The organism is Microcoleus sp. D3_18a_C4 (assembly GCF_036702415.1).
GTDB lineage: Bacteria > Cyanobacteriota > Cyanobacteriia > Cyanobacteriales > Microcoleaceae > Microcoleus.
Genome location: NZ_JAUBTI010000098.1, coordinates 2,626 through 24,167 on the forward strand (window position 1 = coordinate 2,626; position 21,542 = coordinate 24,167).

Here is a 21,542-nt window from a genome sequence, read left to right on the forward strand (position 1 = left end):
TGCCCACCCCACAATCAAATTCACTGTTTGTGGAACAGGCATCTTGCCTGTTCTTGAGAATACTGCCCGATCTCAATACTAGCTTTTTACGGGCGGGCAGGATGCCCACCCCACAATCAAATTCACTGTTTGTGGAACAGGCATCTTGCCTGTTCTTGAGAATACTGCCCGATCTCAATTCGATCGCACAATCTACGGATTTACTTTTGCGTTTGACTGAGGAGTACCAAGTCGCTGTCAAAGTTATTGCTAAAGCTGCTACATCTGAAAAAACGTGACCCGCATCTGCTAATAGGGACAAACTATGAGAATTAAGTGCGGCGATTAACTCTGCTACAAAAAAGCTGCTAAGCAGTACCAATGCTGTTTGTAAAAGTCGCACTTTGCCAATTCTGGGATTTGTATTCTCGCATTGTGCGATATCCTTGGCGTTTTCCGAGTCAAAATTGTCCCTAACTAGAAATGTCATGCAGCAGTCCTTAAGGTTAAACTCGATTTTAAATTAAACATTAAATTAACTATCAATGACCGATTATATACCAAATCCGCACCAAGATCCGGAAAATCCGATCGCAAATTCCCCAAATTCTCAAATAAACGATCGTCCAATTAGCGACAATCACGCAAATACTTTGACAGGCGAATCTTTAGTTGATTTGCGCCGCTACGATCAATCAAAGTTCGATCGGGGAAAGCCTGGTTGGCTAATTTTGCTTTGGTGGTTCGTGCAGGCGATCGCATTTCCTCTCACTCCACACCCTTTTAACGGCATCAGAAGGGGCTTGCTGCGGTTATTTGGAGCGAAAATAGGTCGGGGTGCGATCGTTCGCCCCACGGCTCGTTTTACCTATCCTTGGAAAATTGCAATCGGCGATTACAGTTGGATCGGAGATGATGTTGTATTGTACAGTCTCGATCGAATTGCGATCGGCAAACACTGCGTCATTTCTCAAAAAAGCTACCTCTGCACCGGCACTCATGACCCTCAAGACCCAGCCTTTCGCTTAATCACAGCATCTATTATCGTTAATAACGGCGTTTGGATTGCCGCCGACTGCTTCATTGGCCCTGGTGTAGAAATCGGTGCAAATGCGTTAATTGGAGCTCGCAGCAGCGTCTTTAAAAATATGCCTGCAGGCTTTATTTGCACAGGAACACCTTGTCGTCCCCGCTGTCAGCGAGAAATTAACCAAAGTTCGTAAGACACATTGTACCCGGAAACTAAGGATCGCGAATTAAATAATTTACACAAGTTTGTGGGATGGGCGTCCCGCCCGTCCAGAAAGGGCGGGCGGGACGCCCATCCCACAATAACAATTAAAATTGTAAGTTATTTAATTCTCATTCCTAAGCAGCTTTACAAGCTTGCTGCCGAATAGGAATTTCAATGACGAATTCTATTCCCTTTCCTAATCCAGGCTGGCAGTATAATCTGCCCCCATGCTTTTCAACGATAATTTGGTAACTGATAGATAACCCCAATCCTGTTCCTTTACCGATAGGTTTCGTGGTAAAAAAAGGGTCAAATAGTTTCGGTTGTAAAGTTTCACACACTCCCCGACCGTTGTCACTAATATAAATAGCAACCCAATTCTCGTCAATTACTTTTGTAGAAATTTGAATGCGGTTCGGGTGTTGTTGGATTTCTGCAAAGGAACGCTGCTGATTCGATTCATCTAAAGCATCAATGGCATTGGAAATAATATTCATGAACACTTGATTTAATTGTCCGGCATGGCATTCTACTGGTGGAAGCTGAGCGTACTTTTTTATTAGTTCAATCTCAGGATGCTCTGGTCTTGCTTTTAAACGATGATGCAGGATGGTGAGTGTACTATCAATTCCTTCATGAATATTTACAGCTTTCACCTCTGCCTCATCTAGGCGAGAAAAGATTCGCATAGACTTGACAATCTCCTGGATGCGCTGCGTTCCTAAGTTGATCGAGTTAAGAACTTTGATAAAATCTTCCTCCACAAATTCCAGTTCTATTTCATCCATTACAGCTTGAATCCGAGGGGTGGGATTTACATAATCTTCTTGATACAGATGTATGATTTTTAGTAAATTATGAGCGTACTCTTGGGCATAACCCAGATTGCCAGAGATAAAATTTATAGGGTTGTTTATTTCATGAGCAATCCCAGCCGCCATTTGCCCTAAGCCGGACATTTTTTCGCTGTGGATTAACTTAAGTTGCATTTGTTGTAAATCTTCATAGGCTTGGCTAACTTCTAAAACTTTTTGCTCCAATAAGGTATTTTTTTCTTCTAATTTGTCAGCTAGAACATGAAGCTTTAAATGCAGCTTGACGCGAGCTAATACTTCCTCCTGTTGGAAGGGTTTGGTAATATAATCTACAGCCCCAAGCTTAAACCCTTCAACTTTATTAGCCGTATCCGAGAGCGCAGTCATAAATATAATGGGAATCTGTTTAGTTTCTGGATTAGCCTGTAATCGACGACAGGTTTCAAATCCATCAATCTCTGGCATCATGACATCTAACAAGATTAGATCCGGTAGAGCATATTTGACTCGCTCTAGTGCCATCTTGCCAGATTTCGCAACCCGAACTTCAAATCCTTCTTGGCTTAAGGCATCAGATAAGACACCCAAGTTAGCTGAATTGTCATCAACTATAAGAATCGTACCATTTGCTTGAATTTCTGAATTCATAAACCTTACTTGTAGGACTCAATAAACGTTAAAATCTCTTCATCTTGAAAGTCCTTTGCCATTTGATGCAATCTTTTAGCAAAGGGAATGTATTGGGGATCTATTTCTTCAAGTAATACCGCCTGCTTAACTATTTCTAGGAAATTTCCTTTCATAGCCAGCTCGTATAGCATTTCCATTTCTTTAGCTGGCGGGGCAATTAGCTCATCGGTGTCTGAGGATATCCCCAGTGGCTCTTCATTAGCTTCATAAACCCATTCCAAATCAAGATACTGTTGCAATTTTTGTAGGAGTTCAGTTGCTTGAATAGGTTTGGGAATAAAGGCGTTGCCTCCGGCTTCTAAACTTCTGTATTGATCGGTTTCAAATACGCTGGCCGAAGAGACAATAATAACGGTGTCTTTGAAATTTTCCGATTCTCGAACCCGCTTAATCACCTCGAAGCCATCTAGTTCGGGCATTAATAGGTCGGTAACAATTAAATCTGGCTGCACCTCTAGAATTTTTTCCCAGCCTTCAAGCCCATCGTTGGCTTCAAACACTTCAAAGCCGATCGGACTGAGCAAATTGTTAATTACCGAACGGTTAGCCCATTTGTCATCAATAACTACAATCTTAGGTTGGCGGTCTTTGATGCCGATAATCTGCCCGTGATGGTCGATTTGAGATGTTTTTACCCATTCATCGGCTTGAGGCAGACTAACATCAAACCAGAAAATACTGCCAACATTCATCTCACTTTGAACCTGAATGGTACTGCCCATTAGTTCTACAATCCTTTGGCTAATTGCCAGTCCCAATCCGGTACCCTCCGTCTGCCGTCTGCGATCGCCTACCTGCTCGAATGGCTGAAAGATAGCTTGGAGTTGCTCCTGTGCAATGCCGGTACCTGTATCGCGTATTTCAAAGCGAATTTTTCCTTCTGTGGCAAAACTGACTATAAAAGTGACACTGCCCTCATCCGTAAATTTAATAGCGTTGCTTAAAAGATTTATTAACACTTGCCGCAAGCGTTTTTCATCCGCATGAATACCGATCGGGAGTTCGGGGCTTGAGGGAAAATGAAAGTGAATTCCTTTAAGTTCAGCTCGGATGCGACACATCTCTGCTACACCTTGCAGGAACGCCGGGAAATGAAAATCGGTGGGCATTAGTTCCACTTTCTGTGCTTCAATCTTCGACAAATCGAGAATATCATTGATTAACGTCAGTAAATGCGAACCGCACTGATAAATGACATCAATGCGCGATCGCTCTTCTTCATTCAAGACTTTGGAACGCTGAAGAATCTGCGCGTATCCCATGATGCCATTAAGGGGAGTCCGCAATTCGTGGCTCATGTTGGCAAGGAATTCACTTTTTGCCCGACTAGCTGCTTCTGCGGCTTCCCTGGCTTTTGCCTGTACGATTTCTGTTTGTTTGCGATCCTGGATATCGATGCAAGTGCCAACCCACTCCCGGATGCTGCCATCTTCATTCAGAAGTGGCACCCCTCTAGCTTGGAAATAACGATAGTTTCCATCGGCTCCGCACATTCGATACTGTATGTCAAACAGGCTTCTCGTTTGCACTGCTTCCATCCACACCTGAACTGTTAGTTCGCGATCGTCCGGGTGGATTGTATCTAACCAGCCAAAACCAACCACCTCAGCTTCCGTTTGTCCGTTGTAAGCTCTCATACTCGGTGAATCCTGGCATCTTCCTTCAGGATCGGTTGTCCAGACAATTTGGGAGATGGCAAGGGTTAGCGATCGATAGCGTTCTTCGCTTTGTTTGATAGCATCTTCGGCTTGTTTGCGATCGTGGATATCGGTGCAAGTGCCAACCCACTCCCGGACGCTGTTATCTTCATTTAGAATTGGCACCCCTCTGGCTTGAAAATAACGATAGTTTCCATCCGCTCCCCGGAGTCGATATTCTATGTCATACAGGCTGTTCGTTTGCGCTGCTTCCATCCAGGCCTGATTCGTTCGTTCGCAATCGTCCGGGTGAATTGCATCTAACCAGCCAAAACCAATTATCTCAGCTTCGGTTTGTCCGGTGTAAGCTCTCCAACTCGGTAGATCCGGGCATCTTCCTTCAGCATCTGCTGTCCAGACAATTTGGGACATGGCAGCGATTAGCGATCGATAGCGTTCTTCGCTTTGTTTTAGAGCATCTTCCGCTTGTTTGCGATCGTGGATATCGGTGCAAGTGCCAATCCACTCCCGGACGCTGCCATCTTCATTCAGAATTGGCACCCCTCTAACTTGAAAATAACGATAGTTTCCATCCGCTCCCCGGATTCGATATTCTATGTCAACCAGGGTTTTCATTTGCACTGCTTCCATCCACACCTGAGCCGTTCGTTCGCGATCGTCCGGGTGAATTGCATCTAACCACCCAAAACCATCAGCCATCTGGGCTTCGGTTTGTCCGGTGTAAGCTCTCCAACTCGGTTGATCCACGCATCTTCCTTCAGCATCCGCTGTCCAGACAAGTTGGGAGGTAGCAGCGATTAGCGAACGATAGCGTTCTTCGCTTTGTTTGATAGCATCTTCCGCTTGTTTGCGATCGCTAATGTCATTATTAATTTCCAATTGGGCACAAGGCTTTCCTTCCCCATCGCGCTGTAATGTCCAGCGACTTGCCACAATAATATCCCGACCATCGCGGGTGGTGTGCTGCAGTTCTCCTTCCCAAGTTCCCTGCTGAAAAAACTCTGCCGTTACGATTTCTAACGGTTTAAGAAAGGCTGTTTTCAAGAATGTGTGAATGTACTCCCCGGCTACTTCGGCTTTTGTCCAACCATAGAGCTTTTCTGCACCTTGGTTCCAGTATATGATGCGGTCATCCATATCCCGAATAATGATACCATCGCTGGCTAAGTCCAGTATTTCTAGGGTTTGACGGAGTTTTTGCTCGACTTTTTTGCGATCGCTAATATCTCGTGATATGGCGATAATGCCGAGGATATTGCCATTAGCATCCCGCCAAGGAGTCTTGGTAGTGAAAAAGGTCGCGGTGGTCTCACCCTGAGAGACCTCTTCCTCGTAAGTCTCAGCGATTCCTGTTGCCATCACTTGGCGATCTTTTGCCATAATTGTACGGACACTCTCACTCTCCTGCGGTAGGAATTCCAAATCATCTTTGCCGATGATTTCCTCAATTGGCTTGCCCATGAAGTTTGCCACATTGGAGTTAACGGCAACATAACGCCCTTCCCGATCTTTAACGACAATGAAGTCTGGTGTACTTTCCAAAATTGAGTTGAGCAGTGCATTGCGATCGCGCAGCTCAGCTTCCATTTGTTTGCGATCGTTAATGTTTCGTGCTATGGCGATCAGGCCGATAATATTGCCCTGAGCGTCCCGCCAAGGGGCTTTTGTGGTTAAAAAAGAAGTGGTGCCCTTACCATTAGAAACATCTTCTTCGTAGGTTTCAGTAGTGCCTGCTTTCATGATCTCGCGGTCTTTTGCCATTATTGCAACGGCGGCCTCCGGGGGAAGGAGTTCCGAATCATCTTTACCGATAATTTCCTCAATGGGTCTACCGTAAAAAAAGTTTGCCACCTCGGAATTAAGGGCAACATATCGGCCTTCCCGGTCTTTAACAACTATTATGTCTGGCGTACTTTCCAAAATAGAGCTCAGCAAGACGTTGCGATCGCGCAGCGCAGCTTGCTGTTCGCGCAGAGCTTCTTCAGCTTGTTTGCGATCGGTAATATCTGTATTAGCTCCAACCCATTCCCGAATTGAACCATCCGCGTTCAGAATGGGTACACCACGACAACTCATGTAGCGATATTCGCCGTCATAGCGGCGCATACGAAATTCAACTTCATAAAACGAGCGATTAGCAACAGCAGTTGACCAGGCAGTGACCATAGACGAGCGATCGTCTGGATGGATAGCGTTGATCCCACCCCCTCCCTTGTAATCATCAAATGTCTGTCCTGTAAATGCACTCCAAGTAGGTTGCTCGATCGCCATTTCCCCGTCGGCATGGCAGTTCCAAATAATTTGAGCGCTGGCTTCCATCAAAGAACGAAATCTTTCTTCACTTTGTTTCAGGACATCTTCTGCGTTTTTGCGATCGCGAATATCCCGCGTAATAGTGGCAATCCCTACCGGTTCATTAGTCTCTGGATGTCTGACCAAAAATAGGGTGTAGTCTACCAGAATGGGTTGACCTGTCTGGAAATGTCTGAAGCGGAAATCACTCCGCCAACTTCCCTCTTGGATTACAGCAGGCAGAATAGACTGCTGTAAAAAGTCAATATCTTCTGCCATAAAGAAGTCGGTAATGTGTTTGGTTTTGGCTTCGTCCAAACTACTGAGTCCCACCAAATCCAGACCAGCCTGATTCACGAGTATAGGGCGACCATCCATTGAGGCAACGCCAATAAAGTCACGGCTATTCTCGATCGTTGTAACAAGCAATTGCCGCTCTTCCTCTGCTTTTTTGCGATCGCGAATATCCCGCACAATAGTGGAAATAAACTCGACTTCACCCGCTTCGGTTTTGTGAACGATCAAAACCTGGGAGACTGGAATTTCTTCCCCATCGCGTGAGAAAAATAGGATTTCACCAGCCCACCTACCCTCTCGCAAGGCGGTGGGAATTATTTCGTTGTGGAACTTTGCTTTTGCCGAGGGAGCTAATATAGAATCTATAGTAAATGGCGATCGTGCTTCCTCTGATGACATCCCCAGCATTTCCTGTCCGGCTTTGTTGAGATAGACACTATGCCCAGCCGCATCACAAACTCCTACTAAGTCGGAAGTTGCTTCCAAAATTGCCGTCAGTCGTGCCTGCTTTTGTTCTGCCCGCTTGCGATCGCTAATTTCAATCACAAGGGCACCAACACCAAAAACCTTGCCATTTTCATCCAGCAAAGGATAGTAAGATCCTTGCCAGTAGCGCAGGATTCCTGGTTCTTTGGGCGTTTCACCCACTAATTCATAGTCCAGAATGGGCTTGCCTGTATCCAGAATGCCTTGCAGCATCGGTTCCACAGTGGGAGCCAATTCTGGCAGCACTTCACGCACTGACCTACCAATATGGTCTGCCACACAAACGCCATTCATTTGGGCCAAAACTTCGTTAATTTGGACATACCGGAGTTGGCGGTCAAAAATCAGCATTCCGGCATCTGCGGCAGCAAAAAAAGCGTCGAAGTGAGCCTGCCGCAATGCCTGTGCTGTTGCGCTCTCTTGCTGTGGCGGTTGGGTGTTCTCTGGTGGGAATTTGCTCATGTTGGCTCGTGCATTTCAGCTTTTATTCTAGAACTTCTGTCCAATTGTGCGATCGCAAGGTTTTCCTTTTTTCCTATTTGGGTACTGAAGAAAACGTTCAGTAGCGCGACTATTAGGCTTTCAATCTGCGATATATGTATCCCTTGCGATACTATTTCCCTTAATTATTCGGATGTATCGCCCTGAATTTCTATTGCTCATCAATTCTATCGGTAGAACATTGGTGACAACTTAAGCTAGGGAAGCATTTGTCCATCAGCAATTATGCTGATAAATTACTCATATTTTGCGTGGAGAACTTAGAGGTGGGCGATCGAGGAATCAGGGCGATCGCCATATTTATGCCCACCCACCCCCCAATCGCCAATTTTCCACTCCTAAATAAGCAAAGCAGTATTTTCAGTAAATTTACGGATTGACAAATGCAATTAAGTTATAATGTCTCCCCCATATCGGTAGAATACCAAGTATTCTTGGAACGTTATCAATTTTAGCTAGAGCGGTTAAATTTTCACTTAGATAATACACAAGACCGACGCAACTGGCCGAGTAATAGCAATATCTCTCCCACCAGTTAAACTCATTGTACTACTTGGATATTTGACTTGTCCACTTAAATAGTCATTGAATAATTCCCGCTTAAATTGATAACGGAACTTTAAAAAAACTTTAGTGGAGAGTATGATAAAATCGCATAGAGTTAATGTTGAACAAATTTAGTATAGCAATCCTTGCAGGAGTCATAAATTTTTTCCCCCACCCCAACCCTCAGAGCGGGTTCGGGGAGGGAGTAAGAAATTCACAAATGATGCGATGATTGCTATAGAGGGTTCGCTTTAATAATAGATGAGTTGCATATCGTCTCGCGAAAAAGTGGCACAATAACCGCAGGTTTGGGAAGACAAGGTATCCGAAAAATTGGCAAGGGGGATAACTGCGTAGTATGAGGAACCCCATATCTCTGTAAAAAAATCAGTTTTTTTACCAAAATAGGCTAACATTTGTGATAAAGACTTCAGTATTTTATTTTTAAATGGGACACTGAGGACTTTATTGTTTACTACTACCAACTTAAAAAATGACAACACCAAAAACATTAGAACCGGAATTTGAATTTAATACAATACCAGAAGAAGTATTGACACATATTTCCCAAATATTTACAGCCACCCTATTTAAAATAGGTGATAATCCTGTATCGCTGCAGTCACTGGTGGAACTAATTGTATTGTTTATGGCTATCCTTGTCATAGCACGCTCTTTTACGAACTTTCTTAAGGAAAGCTTGCTTGTTAGACTGGGAATTGACGAGGGAAACAGGGAAGCGATCGCAGTAATTATTGGGTATTTAATAGTAGCTTTGGGGGTAATAGTCGCCATCCAAAGCATCGGCTTCAACCTCGCTTCTTTTGCAGTAGTTGCGGGGGGATTGGGAGTGGGAATTGGCTTCGGAATCCAGGATTTAACAACTAATTTTGTCAGTGGCTTAACGCTGCTTTTAGACAGACCGGTGAAAGTCGGAGACTTTGTGGAATTAGAAGGATTAATGGGAATCGTCAAAAAAATCTCGATTCGCTCGACCATCATCCAAACCAATGACGACTCCAGTGTCATAGTTCCCAACAGCAACATGATTAGCAACAAAATTGTTAACTGGAGTTACGAAAACTCCCTACTCTGTCTGCGAGTTCCCGTAGAAGTAGCCGAGAATAGTAACCCGCTGTTAGTGACAGAAACTCTGTTAAATATTGCTTACGCGGAAGCAGGAGTTTTGTACGAACCGAACCCGAAAGTATTGTTTGTCGAGTTTGGTGATGATAGTTTTAAATTTGAACTTTTAGTTTGGACGGACAGGCCGACTGAAAGAGAAGTAATTAAAAGTTCTTTGAATTTTGCAATTGAATACAATTTCCGCCAGCAAAAAATCGAATTTCCGTTCAATGACAGAGAAATTTATTTGCAAAACCCCGAAGTTCTGTTGTCAATGTTCAACAAAAAAGAAACTGCAATTGACCTCCCGAACAGTTACACGGAAAACGAGCAAAAACAGCCAATTTTTGCCGAAAAACTGAAAAAACCATCGTCGCTTAGCTGTTTGCTGCGAGAGGTGGAATACTTTGAAAATCTGACCGATCTGGAATTGCGGCAATTGATTGAAGTTGGATACCGCAAACGGCTGCGATCGCAAGAATATTTGTTTCACGAAAACGACCCCGGAGATGCTTTTTACATGATTCTTTCAGGTTCCGTAGAAGTTTTTGTAGAAGCTATTGACAAACATCTGAATAACCTCGGTTCTGGTCAGTTTTTAGGGGAACTTTCTTTGATGTTGGGAATCCCCCGAACTGCTTCGGTAAGAGCTTTGGAAGAAACAATTTTGTTTGCGATCAATAAAGAAGGTTTCCAGAAAGTTTTAACTGAACGACCGGATTTATCTGAACAGATTATTCAAGAAATAGTCAAACACAAAGAAGAACTCCGCGAGAGACAGCAATTATTGCGACAACTGGAATTGGTAGATGCAGCAGAAGAGGAGGAAAATCCTGTAGAATGGGTGAGAAAACGGGTAAAAAATCTATTTAGTCTTTGAAATAATTTCTATGACGCGATTTATTCATGACCTCTTTGCCAAAGAATACTTGGAGGAATTGCTTTCGCCGCTCGGAACGGTTAATATCGGCCGCGATGTGAGTTCCGAAGTTCGAGAAATCGATGTTTACTTCACTCCCAGCACCGCAATTCCCGAATACTCAGAAACGTTGGGATTGTTGGGAAAAATGGCAAAGACAACTGCAATTTTTGAACCGTTTCGCAATCCGGCAAACGTCAGCGAAATTTGTAGCTGTCTGGGCAAGTTATTGGACGTGCGAGGTGAACTGGAGCGAAAATTTAGGAGAGAAAATACTCGCTATGATGACGCTCAGTTACCAAAACTGTGGATTTTGATGCCCACAGCATCGAAAGCATTGGTAGATAGCTTTAATGCGATACCAGACACAGAGAATTGGATGCAGGGAATTTATTTTTTGGGGGAATCTTTGCGGACTGCAATTGTGGCGATTCACCAGTTGCCAGAAACTCCAGAAACTCTGTGGTTGAGGATTTTGGGCAAAGGGGGAGTGCAGCAAAGGGCTATTTCCCAATTAAGCGCTTTAGCTACAGACGATCCGTTGCGGATTATCGCGCTAGAATTGCTGTATCGGTTACAGTCAAATTTGGTAACCGATGCGCCACAAGAATTACAGCCAGAAGAGCGGGAGTTAATTATGGCCATTGCACCACTTTTTCAACAACAAATACAAGCAGCACAGCAACAAGCTAGAGAAGAAGGACTAGAACAGGGACTAGAAGAAGGACTAGAACAAGGACTCGAACGAGGCAGACAAGAACAACAGCGCTTAATCTTAGAAAACTTTCTGCGAGTTCGATTTGGAGAATTAAGCCCGAAAATGACTGTTTTTCTCTCTCCAATATCCAAGTTGGCGGCGGCGGAATTTACAGTGCTGTTGCTGGCAATATCGATGCTGACAGTCGATGAATCTGGGCGGGAAGCAGCGGTTAAATTGTTGGCTGAAAGTGCGTTGCAAATGCGATCGCCTGAATTGGGCGCTATTCTGCCTACAGCCGTTACTAATTTATTGGCCTTGCCTGTGGCAGAATTGACATTGTTTGTAGAACAACTGCCACAGTTATCGGCGGATGAATTGAGGGACAGGTTAGGAAAAACACCTGACTAAAACCTGCGATCGCAGCCATAAAGGGAGCTCGCTCTTTATGGCATTTAAATAATTATCCAATAAAATTCCTAGATTTTGTCGATCGCACTTTAGGAATTGGACTGCGGGCCTAAAATCAAATGCAGCAGACCATCGATCAGTCGATCGCGCTCCATTGGGATAATCTCTTTACCGTGCATCATATGCTGCATTAACTGAAAATATACCAAAGCTCCGATAAAAATCCGCGCAGTTGCCTCGGGATCGGGCAATTGTAACTCTGAATGCGATGCCAAATAATCCGCTAGCCGCTCGATACCCGGTTTAGCTAAGTTTTTCACAAAAGTCTGCGCTAGCTGGGGAAAACGCCCTGATTCCGCAATCACTAACCTCACAAAATTGAGATATTCTGGTTCATGGGTCGCCTGATCCAATATAGTTGTGGCTGCGAATCGCAGCGCTACGGCCGGTTCTTCATCCAGAACTGTAAAATGGACTTTTTCTCGCGCCAGCCGCTGTACCAAAGCCGCGAATAATCCTTCTTTATCTGCAAAATAGCTGTAAACCGTGGCTTTGGAAACTCCCCCCGTCTTCGCTACCTTGTCCATACTCGTGCCCGCGTAGCCGTGGGCTAAAAATTCTTGCATCGCACCTTGCAGGATTTGCTCGCTCTTGTCACCTCCTGCTGCGTCTGCTTCGATCGGTTTTGTCCTTGCCATACCTTGCTTCTGTAATTTTTATTTGGGAGCTTGACATTATTATGCTGAACGGTTTAGTATTAAAACATATCGTAACTAAACCGTTTAGTTTTATTTTCTCACAAAGAGGTATGTCATGGTACACCAACCAACAGCAGACGGCTTATCCTCAAATCCATCCCTAGTTAAAAAACTCCTAGTTGTGGCAGCAGTAGCAACCCTGGGGGCAGCGGGAACAACAGGCTACACGATTTGGCGATCGCGCATACCCGATCCCAACGCCGTAGCCGCAGCAGCAGCCGTCACAGCATCCCAATTAAAAACAGTTACAGCCTTGGGGCGACTCGAACCCAGAGGAGAAGTAATTAAAGTCTCCGCCTCCGGTGCAGCCGAAGGAAACCGGATCGATCGACTCTTAGTCAAAGAAGGAGACAGGGTGAAAACAGGTCAGGTGATCGCAATTTTGGACAGCCGCGATCGCCAGCAAGCTGCCCTCGACCAAGCTCAAGAACAAGTGCGCGTCGCCGAGGCAAACCTAGCAAAAGTGAAAGCTGGAGCCAAAAACGGCGAAATTCAAGCCCAGAAAGCAACCATTGCCCGCATAAGAGCCGATCGCAGCAACGAAATCACAGCGCAACAGGCGATCGTGGCGCGTCTAGAAATCGATCGCAGCACCGAAATAGCAGCGCAACAAGCCACAATTGCGCGGTTGAGGGCCGAACAACAAGGAGAAATTCAAACCCAACAAGCCACAATTGCCCGTCTACAAGCCGAACTCCGCAACGCCAGAAGCGAGGATCAGCGCTACTCCCAACTGTATGAACAGGGAGCAATTTCCGCCTCAACTAGCGACAGCAAAAGCCTCGCCGCCGAAACAGCCCAACAGCAAATCAACGAAGGAAAGGCAAAACTGAATCAAATTCGCCAATCCCGCCAACAACAAATTAACGAAGCCCAAGCCAAACTAAATCAAATTCAACAATCTCGCCAACAACAAATTAACGAAGCCCAAGCCAAACTCAGCCAAGTTGAGCAATCTCGACAACAGCAAATCGACGAAGCCAAAGCAAATCTCGATCGCATCGCCGAAGTGCGTCCCGTTGACATAGCAGCAGCCGCCGCCGAAGTCAGTTCCGCCGCTTCAGCCGCCAAACAAGCCAAAGCCAATCTGGATCTAGCTTACATCCGTGCTCCCAGAGACGCCCAAGTCCTGAAAATTCATACGCATCCGGGGGAAAAAGTGGGAAACGACGGCATTGTCGAACTCGGACAAACTCGCGAGATGCTGGCTGTTGCGGAAATCTACGAAAGCGATGTGGACAAAGTACGCCTCGGACAAACCGCCAAAATTACTAGCGATGCTTTGACAGGCGAATTGCGGGGAACTGTCGAACATATTGGTTTGCAAGTGCAGCGGCAAAACATTGTTAACACCGATCCTTCGGCGAATATTGATGGTCGAATTGTGGAAGTAAAAGTGCGCTTAGATGAAGCTTCCAGCCAGAAAGTAGCGGGATTCACCAATTTGCAAGTCAAAGTGGCGATCGGGGAAATTAAGGATTAAGAATTTTTTAACCACAGAGAGCGCTGAGGACACAGAGGAAGAGAATAGAGAGATGAATCATTCTGACTTAATTATTAAAGATTAAGAATTGTTCCAACATCAGGTTGCTGTCTTTAATCCAAAATCCGAAATCTAAAATCTAAAATCATATGCTTGGACTCATCCAACCCTTACAACAATTAAGACGCAGAACTTCCCTCGGATGGCTGCAACTGAGTCACGACAAAGGGCGAATGCTGGTTGCAGTAGCCGGAATTGCCTTTGCTGACGTTTTGATGTTCATGCAGTTAGGCTTTCAAAATGCGCTTTACACCAGCAATACCCGGCTGCATCAAAGCTTGGAAACAGACTTAGTTTTGATTCACCCCCAAGCGCGAAATCTGATTAATTTGTCTTCCTTCCCCCGGCGCAGATTGTATCAAGCAATGAACGTACCGGGCGTGAAATCAGCCGAGCCGCTTTACGTGAAAATTGCTAACTGGAAAAATCCCGAAACTCGGCGCGAAACGTCGCTGATGGTGGTGGGTTTCAATCCGAATCGCCCTGCGTTTGCGCTTCCAGAAGTTAACCAAAATTTGAGCGCGATTAAATTGCCGGATACTGTGTTGTTCGATCGAGCTTCTAGGGGAGATTACCAAGGGACGATCGCGCAAATCGCTGAAGGCAAAGTCGTTAAAGCTGAGGTAGAGCGACGCAGGATTAACGTCAGCGGTTTATTCACAGTTGGAGCATCTTTTGCCGCCGACGGTATTTTGATGACTAGCGATCAAAATTACCTGCGCCTGTTTGCGAGACAAAACGCCGCGAGTGTTAATGCCGGATTAATTCAACTGCAACCGGGTGCTGACCCCGTGGAAGTTCAACAAGTTTTGAAAGCATACTTACCGCCGGATGTCAAGGTATTAACCAAACAAGAATTTATCGATTTTGAGAAAAACTATTGGGCTAAGAATACTGCGATCGGCTTTGTGTTTAATTTAGGCGTCGCGATGGGTTTTGTAGTTGGGGTGATTATTGTTTATCAAGTTCTCTCAACCGATGTCAGCGACCACATGGGAGAATACGCTACTTTTAAAGCGATGGGCTACCGCAATGTTTATTTACTCGGCATCGTTTTTGAAGAAGCTCTAATTCTTTCCCTCCTTGGTTTTTTGCCCGGAGTAGGAGTCTCTTTCGGACTCTACTCTTTAACTCGCCAAGCTACAAATTTACCGCTTTATATGACGCTGCTTAGAGCATTTATAGTATTACTTTTGAACGTAATTATGTGTACTATTTCGGGAGCAATTGCCACTCGCAAGCTGCAATCAGCAGATCCAGCAGATATGTTTTAAGGGAAAATGAAGAATATCATGTCCTCACGATTAACCATAATATTCCGGTCGGGGCGGGTTTTTGAGATGGTCAATTATTGGCCGGTATTGTTGGTGAACCCGCCCCTACAAAAATCGAGGTCGCTCGACCGGACATGATATAAGTGAGTCTGAAGGACACTAAATCCGGGTTATAAAACACTTTATCATACTCGGTGATTGAAACCTTTCCTACACAAATGAAGTCCGCCTCCGCAGACTAAAAAATAAAGGGGTATTAAAGCTAAATTTGGTAGAAATTCCTGAGTACCAACATATTTTTTGTCAACTTATTTTCTTCTTTTTACTCGGCTATTTAGGCGATGTAAGCGATGAATCATTCAATCTCAAACCTCAAACCAAGAAGTTATGAATTCTACTACTCTCGACCCGACAACCAACGCCTTACAGATTCCTGCACCTATAATTTCCGCGCACCAACTAGACCACTACTTCGGTCAAGGTCAACTGCGAAAACAGGTACTTTTTGACATTAATCTCGACATTAATGCAGGTGAAATTGTGCTAATGACGGGGCCTTCCGGTTCGGGAAAAACAACGCTTTTAACTTTGATTGGCGGGCTGAGATCCGGTCAATCGGGAAGTCTCAAAATTATCGGTCAAGAGATGTGCAAAGCGAGTTCAGACCAATTGGTAAAGGCGCGGCGCAAAATTGGCTATATTTTTCAGGCGCACAACTTGCACCGGAGTTTGACGGCGCTGCAAAACGTGCAGATGGGTTTGGAAGTTCACGGGAATTTGTCGCGTTCCCAAATGCGCGATCGCTCTGCAAAAATGCTAGAGTTAGTAGGACTGGAACAGCGGATTAACTATTATCCAGATGATTTGTCGGGGGGACAAAAACAAAGAGTTGCGATCGCCCGCGCTTTGGTCAGTCAACCGCAAATTGTTTTAGCTGACGAACCAACAGCCGCCCTGGACAGCAAATCCGGTCGCGAAGTGGTGAATTTGATGCAGCAACTGGCTAAAGAGCAGGGATGTACTATTCTGTTAGTAACCCACGATAACCGAATTTTGGATATTGCCGATCGCATCGTTCACATGGAAGATGGAAAATTAGCCTAATTTTTAAATTTCCGAAGAATAGACATCATATCTAATCCGTTGACATCGGAATTATGCATCTCTCTCTTCTCTTTCTCTGTGTCCTCTGTGCCCTCTGTGGTTTAATCATTCCGATACAACCGGAATAGACATCACCCATAACTACCCCATTTTCAATTTTGGATGTCAAAATTTAATCCAAAATTGCCCAACCCCAATCTAAACTTGTCCTGGGACTGTTCACTAATTGCTAACAACTAATCCTTGCCGGTAAATCCCCAAATTTTGCAGGTACATTGCTTCGAGTTTGGGCATCGACGATTCTACAGAACCGCCATAACGCCGAAAAGAAGGCCAGATGTAAGCGAGTTTTCTCACTGCTGACTCCAATCGACCCGCTTCTATATCTTCTAATGCACCTTTTTCTCGGATTAACTCTATAGCCATCAAATCTTGATTTTCTGGGCTGAAATCGCGGACGCCAAATTTTTTGGCAAATCTGTCCCAAGTTGTACTCAGAAACTGATATCGTCCCGCTGCGTCGGAACAGAGTTTTTTGCCGTAGCGGTGGCCGCACCTCATTTCTCTGGGATGATCTTGAAAGCTGACAAATTTCGTGCCGGTGTACTGGATGCGGTAGCCGTCGGGGCTAGCGGTTCCTTCGGCGGCTGCTATGGTGTCGAGAAAGGCTTTGACTCGAAGTTCGGGCGCGATGCTATCGAGTCTGCTATCCTGTCTCGGATCTGGTGAATTCAGGGTTGCAGTTTCGGGCGATCGATCGCGATCGATGTTATCTTCTCCTTTGTCTGGTGAATTGAGGGCCGCAACTTCCTGCTGGCGTTTCGGGGCGGGCGAGCTTTCTGCCGAGACCGATTGCCCCCACAGTCTCGGCGTCATTCTACCTACTAAGAAAAAGCACAAACAGATTAAGAAACCCCAAGAGAGTTGAAAACGAAGGCGTTTGGAGCGATTCCCGCCCCGAACCGGCCACCGGTGAAGGGGGAGTGTTGCGGGCAAAATTTTCGTTTGCTGGCCGAAGGCGAACAGCGATTTCAGCGCTACCAAGGTTTGCTGGTAGAAACGCGGTGGAAGTTTCCGAGCTCTCATCGCTGCGGCGAAAGTCTCCACATCTGTCAAAGTAACTTGTGCCAGTGGTTTTGCGACAAACACTCGAAAATGGTTGGCCGCCTGCCAGCTAAAGCGCCGGTTGCGGGGGGATTTACCGTTTACCCACAGGCGAATTAGCTCCATGTCTGACATAGGGAGCAGGTGGCTTCCCAGATGTTTTGATGCGTACAAAAGTACCTCCTGATATGAGTTCAGGTTGAAATATCCCAGTTTGTGGACTTGAGATTGGTTTCACCGTTGCAATTCGGGACTGGCAAGGAAACAAATCTTTTTCGGGGCGATCGCAAACTTCAAATTTTTCGGTCATCACCGAAGGGCAGCGACAGGGATCAAGATAAACTGGTTTCAACCATATCCAGTGATACTACTAAGTGTTCGCCCGGTCAAGTTCACGGGCAGATTTGGCGATGGGTTGAGTCTAAAATTTAGTGATTCCACAGACCTCGCCGTCCCAACTGACATAGGTTTCAAGGTGCTGGCATCCGGCTGACTCAAAAGTGAGCGATCGCATTTTTTTGTATCTAATATTAAGAATTCTACCGGTGTTTGGGCCCGGAGGATTCCTCAGCTTGAATGCCGATCAAATTTTTGCGTTTTGCCAGCATCAGGGAACCGTAGCGGTTAGCCCAAACTTGAGTAAACTCAGCACCTAAGAAGAGAATCTGAGCTGAATAATTGATCCAAAGTAAGATAATCACGAACGATCCCGCAGCACCGTAGGTAGAGGCAATACCGCTACCTCCGAGGTAAACTCCAATTATGGATTTGCCGATCGTAAACAGCACGGAGGTGATGGCGGCGCCGATCCAAACATCATTCCAGGCAAGATGGACATCGGGCAAAAGTTTGTAAATTAAGGCAAAAAGCAGCGTAACTACGCCAAAGGAGAGAGCAAAGTCCACAATCTGCCAAATGCCGACTGGTAATTGCAGCAAGCCGTTCAACCAATAGCTGACGGCGGCTAAAATGGCACTAATTACTAAAGATACTAGCAGTAGAAAGCCTATGCCTAAAATCATGGCAAAAGACAATACGCGGTCTTGCAGAAATCCCCAGATTCCTCTTCCGGGGGGCGGTGAAACATTCCAAATAGTATTGAGGGCTTCTTTGAGATTAGTAAATACGTTGGAAGCCCCCCACAAAAGTGTAGCGATACCTACTAAAGTCGCAATCATTCCCGACTTTGGTTCGGAGGCTTTGAGGATGAGTTCTTGGACGGTTTCGGCGCCTTCTTTGCCGATTAAACTTTGGAGTTGGGTGACGATTTGACCTTGGGCTGCGTCTGCACCAAAGACTAAACCGGCGATCGCAATTACGATAATTAGCAGCGGGGCGAGGGAGAAGACTGTGTAATAGGCTAGGGCGGCGGCTAGGGTTGGCGCTTTATCTTCTTGCCATTCAGTAAAAGTTTGTTTGAGCAGCGATATGACTGTTTTTAAGTTCACGGTCTTTGGTTTCCTTATACTTAGCGTTCACCCAGGGATTTTAAGAGGTTAGGAGTTTTTTAGCGTCGGCCACAAGATAGATTTATCGATTAGCAAATTCGGAAAATTACTTTTATGTCAGATTCCCACACAACTGTTAACAGCACCGATGTAAAATTGTCTAAAAAAGCAATTTCTTGGGCTAAATTAAGCGCATTAGTAGCGGTGGTCAATTTCTTGCTGGTGCTTTTCCATTTCAGTTACCTTCAGTTGCGCCCTGTTTATCAGAGCTTTTTTCCGGGTTTAGTTAAAATTTATGACCCGATTAAAGGCATTGATTCGAGTTTAGCAAATCCCGAATATTTGAAAAGCGCTGACCAGTTTTGGCGAATTGATACGTTTTTTATCGGTTTTTTTGGGGCGGAATTTTTGATTAAAAGTCTGTTCCACACCCGCCGTAAACCGGGGGTAACTTGGTTGGATTTTGTGCTCAGGCGCTGGTACGAGGTGTTTCTGGTGATCCCGATTTGGCAGGGATGGCGGATTCTGCCAGTATTGGTGCGGCTTCACAAGTCGGGTTTGGTGAATCTCGATCGCGCAGTTGCTCAAGTTACCTACGAACCGGTGGCTTATTTAGCCAATACGATCTCGGAATACATGATGGTGCGGTTTATCAATCAAGCTAAAAATTCGATCAAACAGGGCGACGCGGCGCAGATGTTGCTGGCGCAGCAGCCGTACCTTCACGTCAATCAGGAAAATACGATCGAACAAATTACCAAGCGGATTTTGGATCTGACAATTTACAAAGTTTTGCCGCAGGTGCAACCGGATTTGGAAGAATTGCTGCACCACAATTTGGAAACAACAATCAAACAGTCGGATTTTTATCAAATCCTGCAAAATTTCTCTCCGATTAACATTTTGCCGACGGAGATGACGGAACAGCTAGCGAATTATTTGGCTCAAACTGCTGTGGATGTGGTATCTACTACTTATGAAGACGATAAAGGTAGAAAAATTCTAGATAATTTCAGCCAAGAATTTAATCAAAGTTTGCGGCGGGAATTGCAAGATGAGAAAACTCTTGGGGAATTGCAGTCGCTGCTGTCGGATTTGTTAGAAGAAGTGAAGTTGAATTACATTCAAGGCGGGTTGAAGTCCGATCCGGTGCAGACTTTTACGGAAATTAACTCGCTCCGGGGAGTAAGGGAGAGTTGATACAGCAATGAGTTCCGGTTTGGTGAATTAGATTTTTTTTACTCACATCTTGCACCATTTTCAAGAACAGGCAAGATGCCTGTTCCACAAGAGATGAATTTGGTTGTGGAACAGGCATCTTGCCTGTTCCTAAACAAGTAATTGAGAATGGTACAATCATCTTGTACCATTGTCAAGAACAGGCAAGATGCCTGTTCCACAAGAGATGAATTTGGTTGTGGAACAGGCAAGATGCCTGTTCCTAAAAAAGTAATTGAGAATGGTGCAATATCTCGGTTAAAACGAACCGCGAAGACGCGTTAGCGAAGCGGCGCGTAAGCGAAGCGGCGCGAAGGAAGAGAAGAGAAAGAGTTCACAATCTCTACGGGTAAGGTGCGCTGGGCGCACCTACGAATACGGGTAGTGCGGATATCCACAATGTCGGGCGATCGATCTATCTCAATCCCCAGCTAAAATAAAATAATTAACTTAAAACATCTATCATATTAGATATCTATCTTGAACAACCTTACTTGCCTGGAAATACAAGTAGCCCAAACAATGCTGAGATTAGCAATGTTGCTGGGCTTAACACTTTTAATCGCCTTTTTTGTGGCGTCAGAACTAGCATTAGTATCAGCCGATCGCCATCAAATCCGCCAACTTGCTCACTCGGACGATCGCCCAACCGCTAAAACCGCCGAACTCGTCCACCAAGCTCAAAACAACATACCGCATTACCTGTCTGTGACCCAAACTGGCACAACAGCAGGGAGTTTGCTGTTGGGTTGGTTGGGTGAGGGAGCGACTGTACACTGGATCGAACCGTGGATCGACAAATTGCCGATCGGTCATTTCTCGGCCGTGCTGACTGCTCATTCGATCGCAGTTCCCGCAGCTTTTATCTTAGTAACTTACGTAGAAATAGTCTTAGGAGAACTAATCCCCAAAGTATTAGCAACCCACGCCCCAGAACGCACCGCTTTGCTGTTGATGCCGGCCCTCGAACTCTGCTCAAAATTACTGTGGCCGCTGCTAGCAATTCTCAACGGTACCGTGCGGCTGCTGACTGGTTGGATTACCAGTAAAGAGTCTCAACCGCTGGTGTCCTCTTCCCAGGCAACTTTCGTTCCAAAAGATGCTCATTCAGCACTAATTTCTGGCAATTGGGAAGTGACAGCAGTTAACGAAAAACTCGGGTTAAACCTGCCGACTGACCAAGCTTACCAAACAATCGCCGGATTCGCGATCCACAATTTAGGTAAAATGCCCAATCAAGGCGATCGGCTATTGTGGGGCGAGTTGGAAATAGAAGCAGCAAATGTAGTAGAAGGCAGTTTAGAAACCGTGCTGCTGCGTCAGGTAACTCGCCCGTTATTTGAGATTCAGCAGCCAGAACTTGTGTTAAGGATCGCGAATTAAATAACTTACAATTTTAATTGTTATTGTGGGATGGGCGTCCCGCCCGTCCAAAAAGGACGG

The 21,542-nt window shown here is 45.3% G+C and carries 16 protein-coding genes; 8 read left to right on the top strand and 8 right to left on the bottom strand.

Annotation, left to right across the window (positions count from 1 at the left end; translation table 11 throughout):
• Positions 1–469: cation transporter (locus QUB16_RS27220; protein ID WP_333320999.1), on the bottom strand; the 469-nt coding region annotated here is incomplete at its 3' end.
• A 55-nt stretch (positions 470–524) separates the two neighbouring features.
• Here QUB16_RS27220 and hpsU point away from each other — a divergent pair.
• Positions 525–1,202: a hormogonium polysaccharide biosynthesis acetyltransferase HpsU gene (gene hpsU / locus QUB16_RS27225; RefSeq protein WP_333321000.1), complete on the top strand. Its 678-nt coding sequence runs from the start codon at positions 525–527 to the stop codon at positions 1,200–1,202.
• Positions 1,203–1,347: 145 nt separating this feature from the next.
• Here hpsU and QUB16_RS27230 read toward each other — a convergent pair whose 3' ends face one another.
• Positions 1,348–2,676: a response regulator gene (locus tag QUB16_RS27230; protein ID WP_333321002.1), complete on the bottom strand. Its 1,329-nt coding sequence runs from the start codon at positions 2,674–2,676 to the stop codon at positions 1,348–1,350.
• A gap of 5 nt (positions 2,677–2,681) precedes the next feature.
• Positions 2,682–7,913, bottom strand: a complete 5,232-nt coding sequence (locus tag QUB16_RS27235; protein ID WP_333321004.1) for a PAS domain S-box protein — start codon at positions 7,911–7,913, stop codon at positions 2,682–2,684.
• 1,078 nt (positions 7,914–8,991) lie between these two features.
• On the opposite strand from QUB16_RS27235, the gene QUB16_RS27240 reads away from it, so the two are divergent.
• Positions 8,992–10,503 (top strand): mechanosensitive ion channel domain-containing protein, encoded by a 1,512-nt coding sequence (locus QUB16_RS27240; protein WP_333321006.1) that lies wholly within the window; start codon positions 8,992–8,994, stop codon positions 10,501–10,503.
• 10 nt (positions 10,504–10,513) lie between these two features.
• Positions 10,514–11,650, top strand: coding sequence for a flagellar assembly protein H (locus QUB16_RS27245; protein WP_333321008.1), 1,137 nt, complete (start codon positions 10,514–10,516; stop codon positions 11,648–11,650).
• 89 nt (positions 11,651–11,739) lie between these two features.
• On the opposite strand, the gene QUB16_RS27250 is transcribed toward QUB16_RS27245, so the two are convergent.
• The gene (locus QUB16_RS27250) at positions 11,740–12,348 is read right to left on the bottom strand and encodes a TetR/AcrR family transcriptional regulator (protein ID WP_333201503.1); all 609 of its coding nucleotides are present in this window, start codon (positions 12,346–12,348) and stop codon (positions 11,740–11,742) included.
• A gap of 115 nt (positions 12,349–12,463) precedes the next feature.
• Between QUB16_RS27250 and QUB16_RS27255 the strand changes: the two genes are divergently transcribed.
• The 3 genes from QUB16_RS27255 to QUB16_RS27265 all read left to right on the top strand — a co-directional run bounded on the left by QUB16_RS27255 (position 12,464) and on the right by QUB16_RS27265 (position 16,329).
• Positions 12,464–13,891: an HlyD family efflux transporter periplasmic adaptor subunit gene (locus tag QUB16_RS27255; RefSeq protein ID WP_333201505.1), complete on the top strand. Its 1,428-nt coding sequence runs from the start codon at positions 12,464–12,466 to the stop codon at positions 13,889–13,891.
• A 149-nt stretch (positions 13,892–14,040) separates the two neighbouring features.
• A complete protein-coding gene (gene devC, locus QUB16_RS27260; protein ID WP_333321010.1) occupies positions 14,041–15,225 on the top strand; it encodes an ABC transporter permease DevC in 1,185 nt (394 codons plus the stop codon).
• A 387-nt stretch (positions 15,226–15,612) separates the two neighbouring features.
• Positions 15,613–16,329: a DevA family ABC transporter ATP-binding protein gene (locus QUB16_RS27265; protein ID WP_333321012.1), complete on the top strand. Its 717-nt coding sequence runs from the start codon at positions 15,613–15,615 to the stop codon at positions 16,327–16,329.
• 222 nt (positions 16,330–16,551) lie between these two features.
• On the opposite strand, the gene QUB16_RS27270 is transcribed toward QUB16_RS27265, so the two are convergent.
• The 3 genes from QUB16_RS27270 to QUB16_RS27280 all read right to left on the bottom strand — a co-directional run bounded on the left by QUB16_RS27270 (position 16,552) and on the right by QUB16_RS27280 (position 18,881).
• On the bottom strand, positions 16,552–17,568 hold the full coding sequence (locus QUB16_RS27270; protein ID WP_333321014.1) for a glycoside hydrolase family 104 protein: 1,017 nt from the start codon (positions 17,566–17,568) through the stop codon (positions 16,552–16,554).
• On the bottom strand, positions 17,528–17,743 hold the full coding sequence (locus tag QUB16_RS27275; protein ID WP_333102622.1) for a hypothetical protein: 216 nt from the start codon (positions 17,741–17,743) through the stop codon (positions 17,528–17,530). Before QUB16_RS27275 ends, QUB16_RS27270 begins: the two co-directional genes overlap by 41 nt.
• A gap of 229 nt (positions 17,744–17,972) precedes the next feature.
• Entirely contained in the window at positions 17,973–18,881 is a 909-nt protein-coding gene (locus tag QUB16_RS27280) for a YihY/virulence factor BrkB family protein (RefSeq protein WP_333102621.1), read from the bottom strand.
• A gap of 114 nt (positions 18,882–18,995) precedes the next feature.
• Here QUB16_RS27280 and QUB16_RS27285 point away from each other — a divergent pair, with 114 nt between their 5' ends.
• Positions 18,996–20,081, top strand: coding sequence for a hypothetical protein (locus tag QUB16_RS27285; RefSeq protein WP_333321016.1), 1,086 nt, complete (start codon positions 18,996–18,998; stop codon positions 20,079–20,081).
• Positions 20,082–20,119: 38 nt separating this feature from the next.
• Here the strand turns inward: QUB16_RS27285 and QUB16_RS27290 are convergent, their stop codons facing one another.
• Entirely contained in the window at positions 20,120–20,311 is a 192-nt protein-coding gene (locus QUB16_RS27290) for a hypothetical protein (RefSeq protein ID WP_333321018.1), read from the bottom strand.
• Between the two features lie 268 nt (positions 20,312–20,579).
• On the opposite strand from QUB16_RS27290, the gene QUB16_RS27295 reads away from it, so the two are divergent.
• Positions 20,580–21,482, top strand: coding sequence for a CNNM domain-containing protein (locus QUB16_RS27295; RefSeq protein WP_333321020.1), 903 nt, complete (start codon positions 20,580–20,582; stop codon positions 21,480–21,482).
• The last annotated feature ends 60 nt before the right edge of the window (positions 21,483–21,542 follow it).

Coding starts and splice junctions, on each gene's coding strand:
- QUB16_RS27240 (WP_333321006.1), top strand. CDS start 8,992: ATGACAACACCAAAAACATTAGAACCGGAATTTGAATTTAATACAATA.
- hpsU (WP_333321000.1), top strand. CDS start 525: ATGACCGATTATATACCAAATCCGCACCAAGATCCGGAAAATCCGATC.
- QUB16_RS27230 (WP_333321002.1), bottom strand. CDS start 2,676: ATGAATTCAGAAATTCAAGCAAATGGTACGATTCTTATAGTTGATGAC.
- QUB16_RS27245 (WP_333321008.1), top strand. CDS start 10,514: ATGACGCGATTTATTCATGACCTCTTTGCCAAAGAATACTTGGAGGAA.
- QUB16_RS27285 (WP_333321016.1), top strand. CDS start 18,996: ATGTCAGATTCCCACACAACTGTTAACAGCACCGATGTAAAATTGTCT.
- QUB16_RS27235 (WP_333321004.1), bottom strand. CDS start 7,913: ATGAGCAAATTCCCACCAGAGAACACCCAACCGCCACAGCAAGAGAGC.
- QUB16_RS27275 (WP_333102622.1), bottom strand. CDS start 17,743: ATGACCGAAAAATTTGAAGTTTGCGATCGCCCCGAAAAAGATTTGTTT.
- QUB16_RS27250 (WP_333201503.1), bottom strand. CDS start 12,348: ATGGCAAGGACAAAACCGATCGAAGCAGACGCAGCAGGAGGTGACAAG.
- devC (WP_333321010.1), top strand. CDS start 14,041: ATGCTTGGACTCATCCAACCCTTACAACAATTAAGACGCAGAACTTCC.
- QUB16_RS27270 (WP_333321014.1), bottom strand. CDS start 17,568: ATGTCAGACATGGAGCTAATTCGCCTGTGGGTAAACGGTAAATCCCCC.
- QUB16_RS27265 (WP_333321012.1), top strand. CDS start 15,613: ATGAATTCTACTACTCTCGACCCGACAACCAACGCCTTACAGATTCCT.
- QUB16_RS27255 (WP_333201505.1), top strand. CDS start 12,464: ATGGTACACCAACCAACAGCAGACGGCTTATCCTCAAATCCATCCCTA.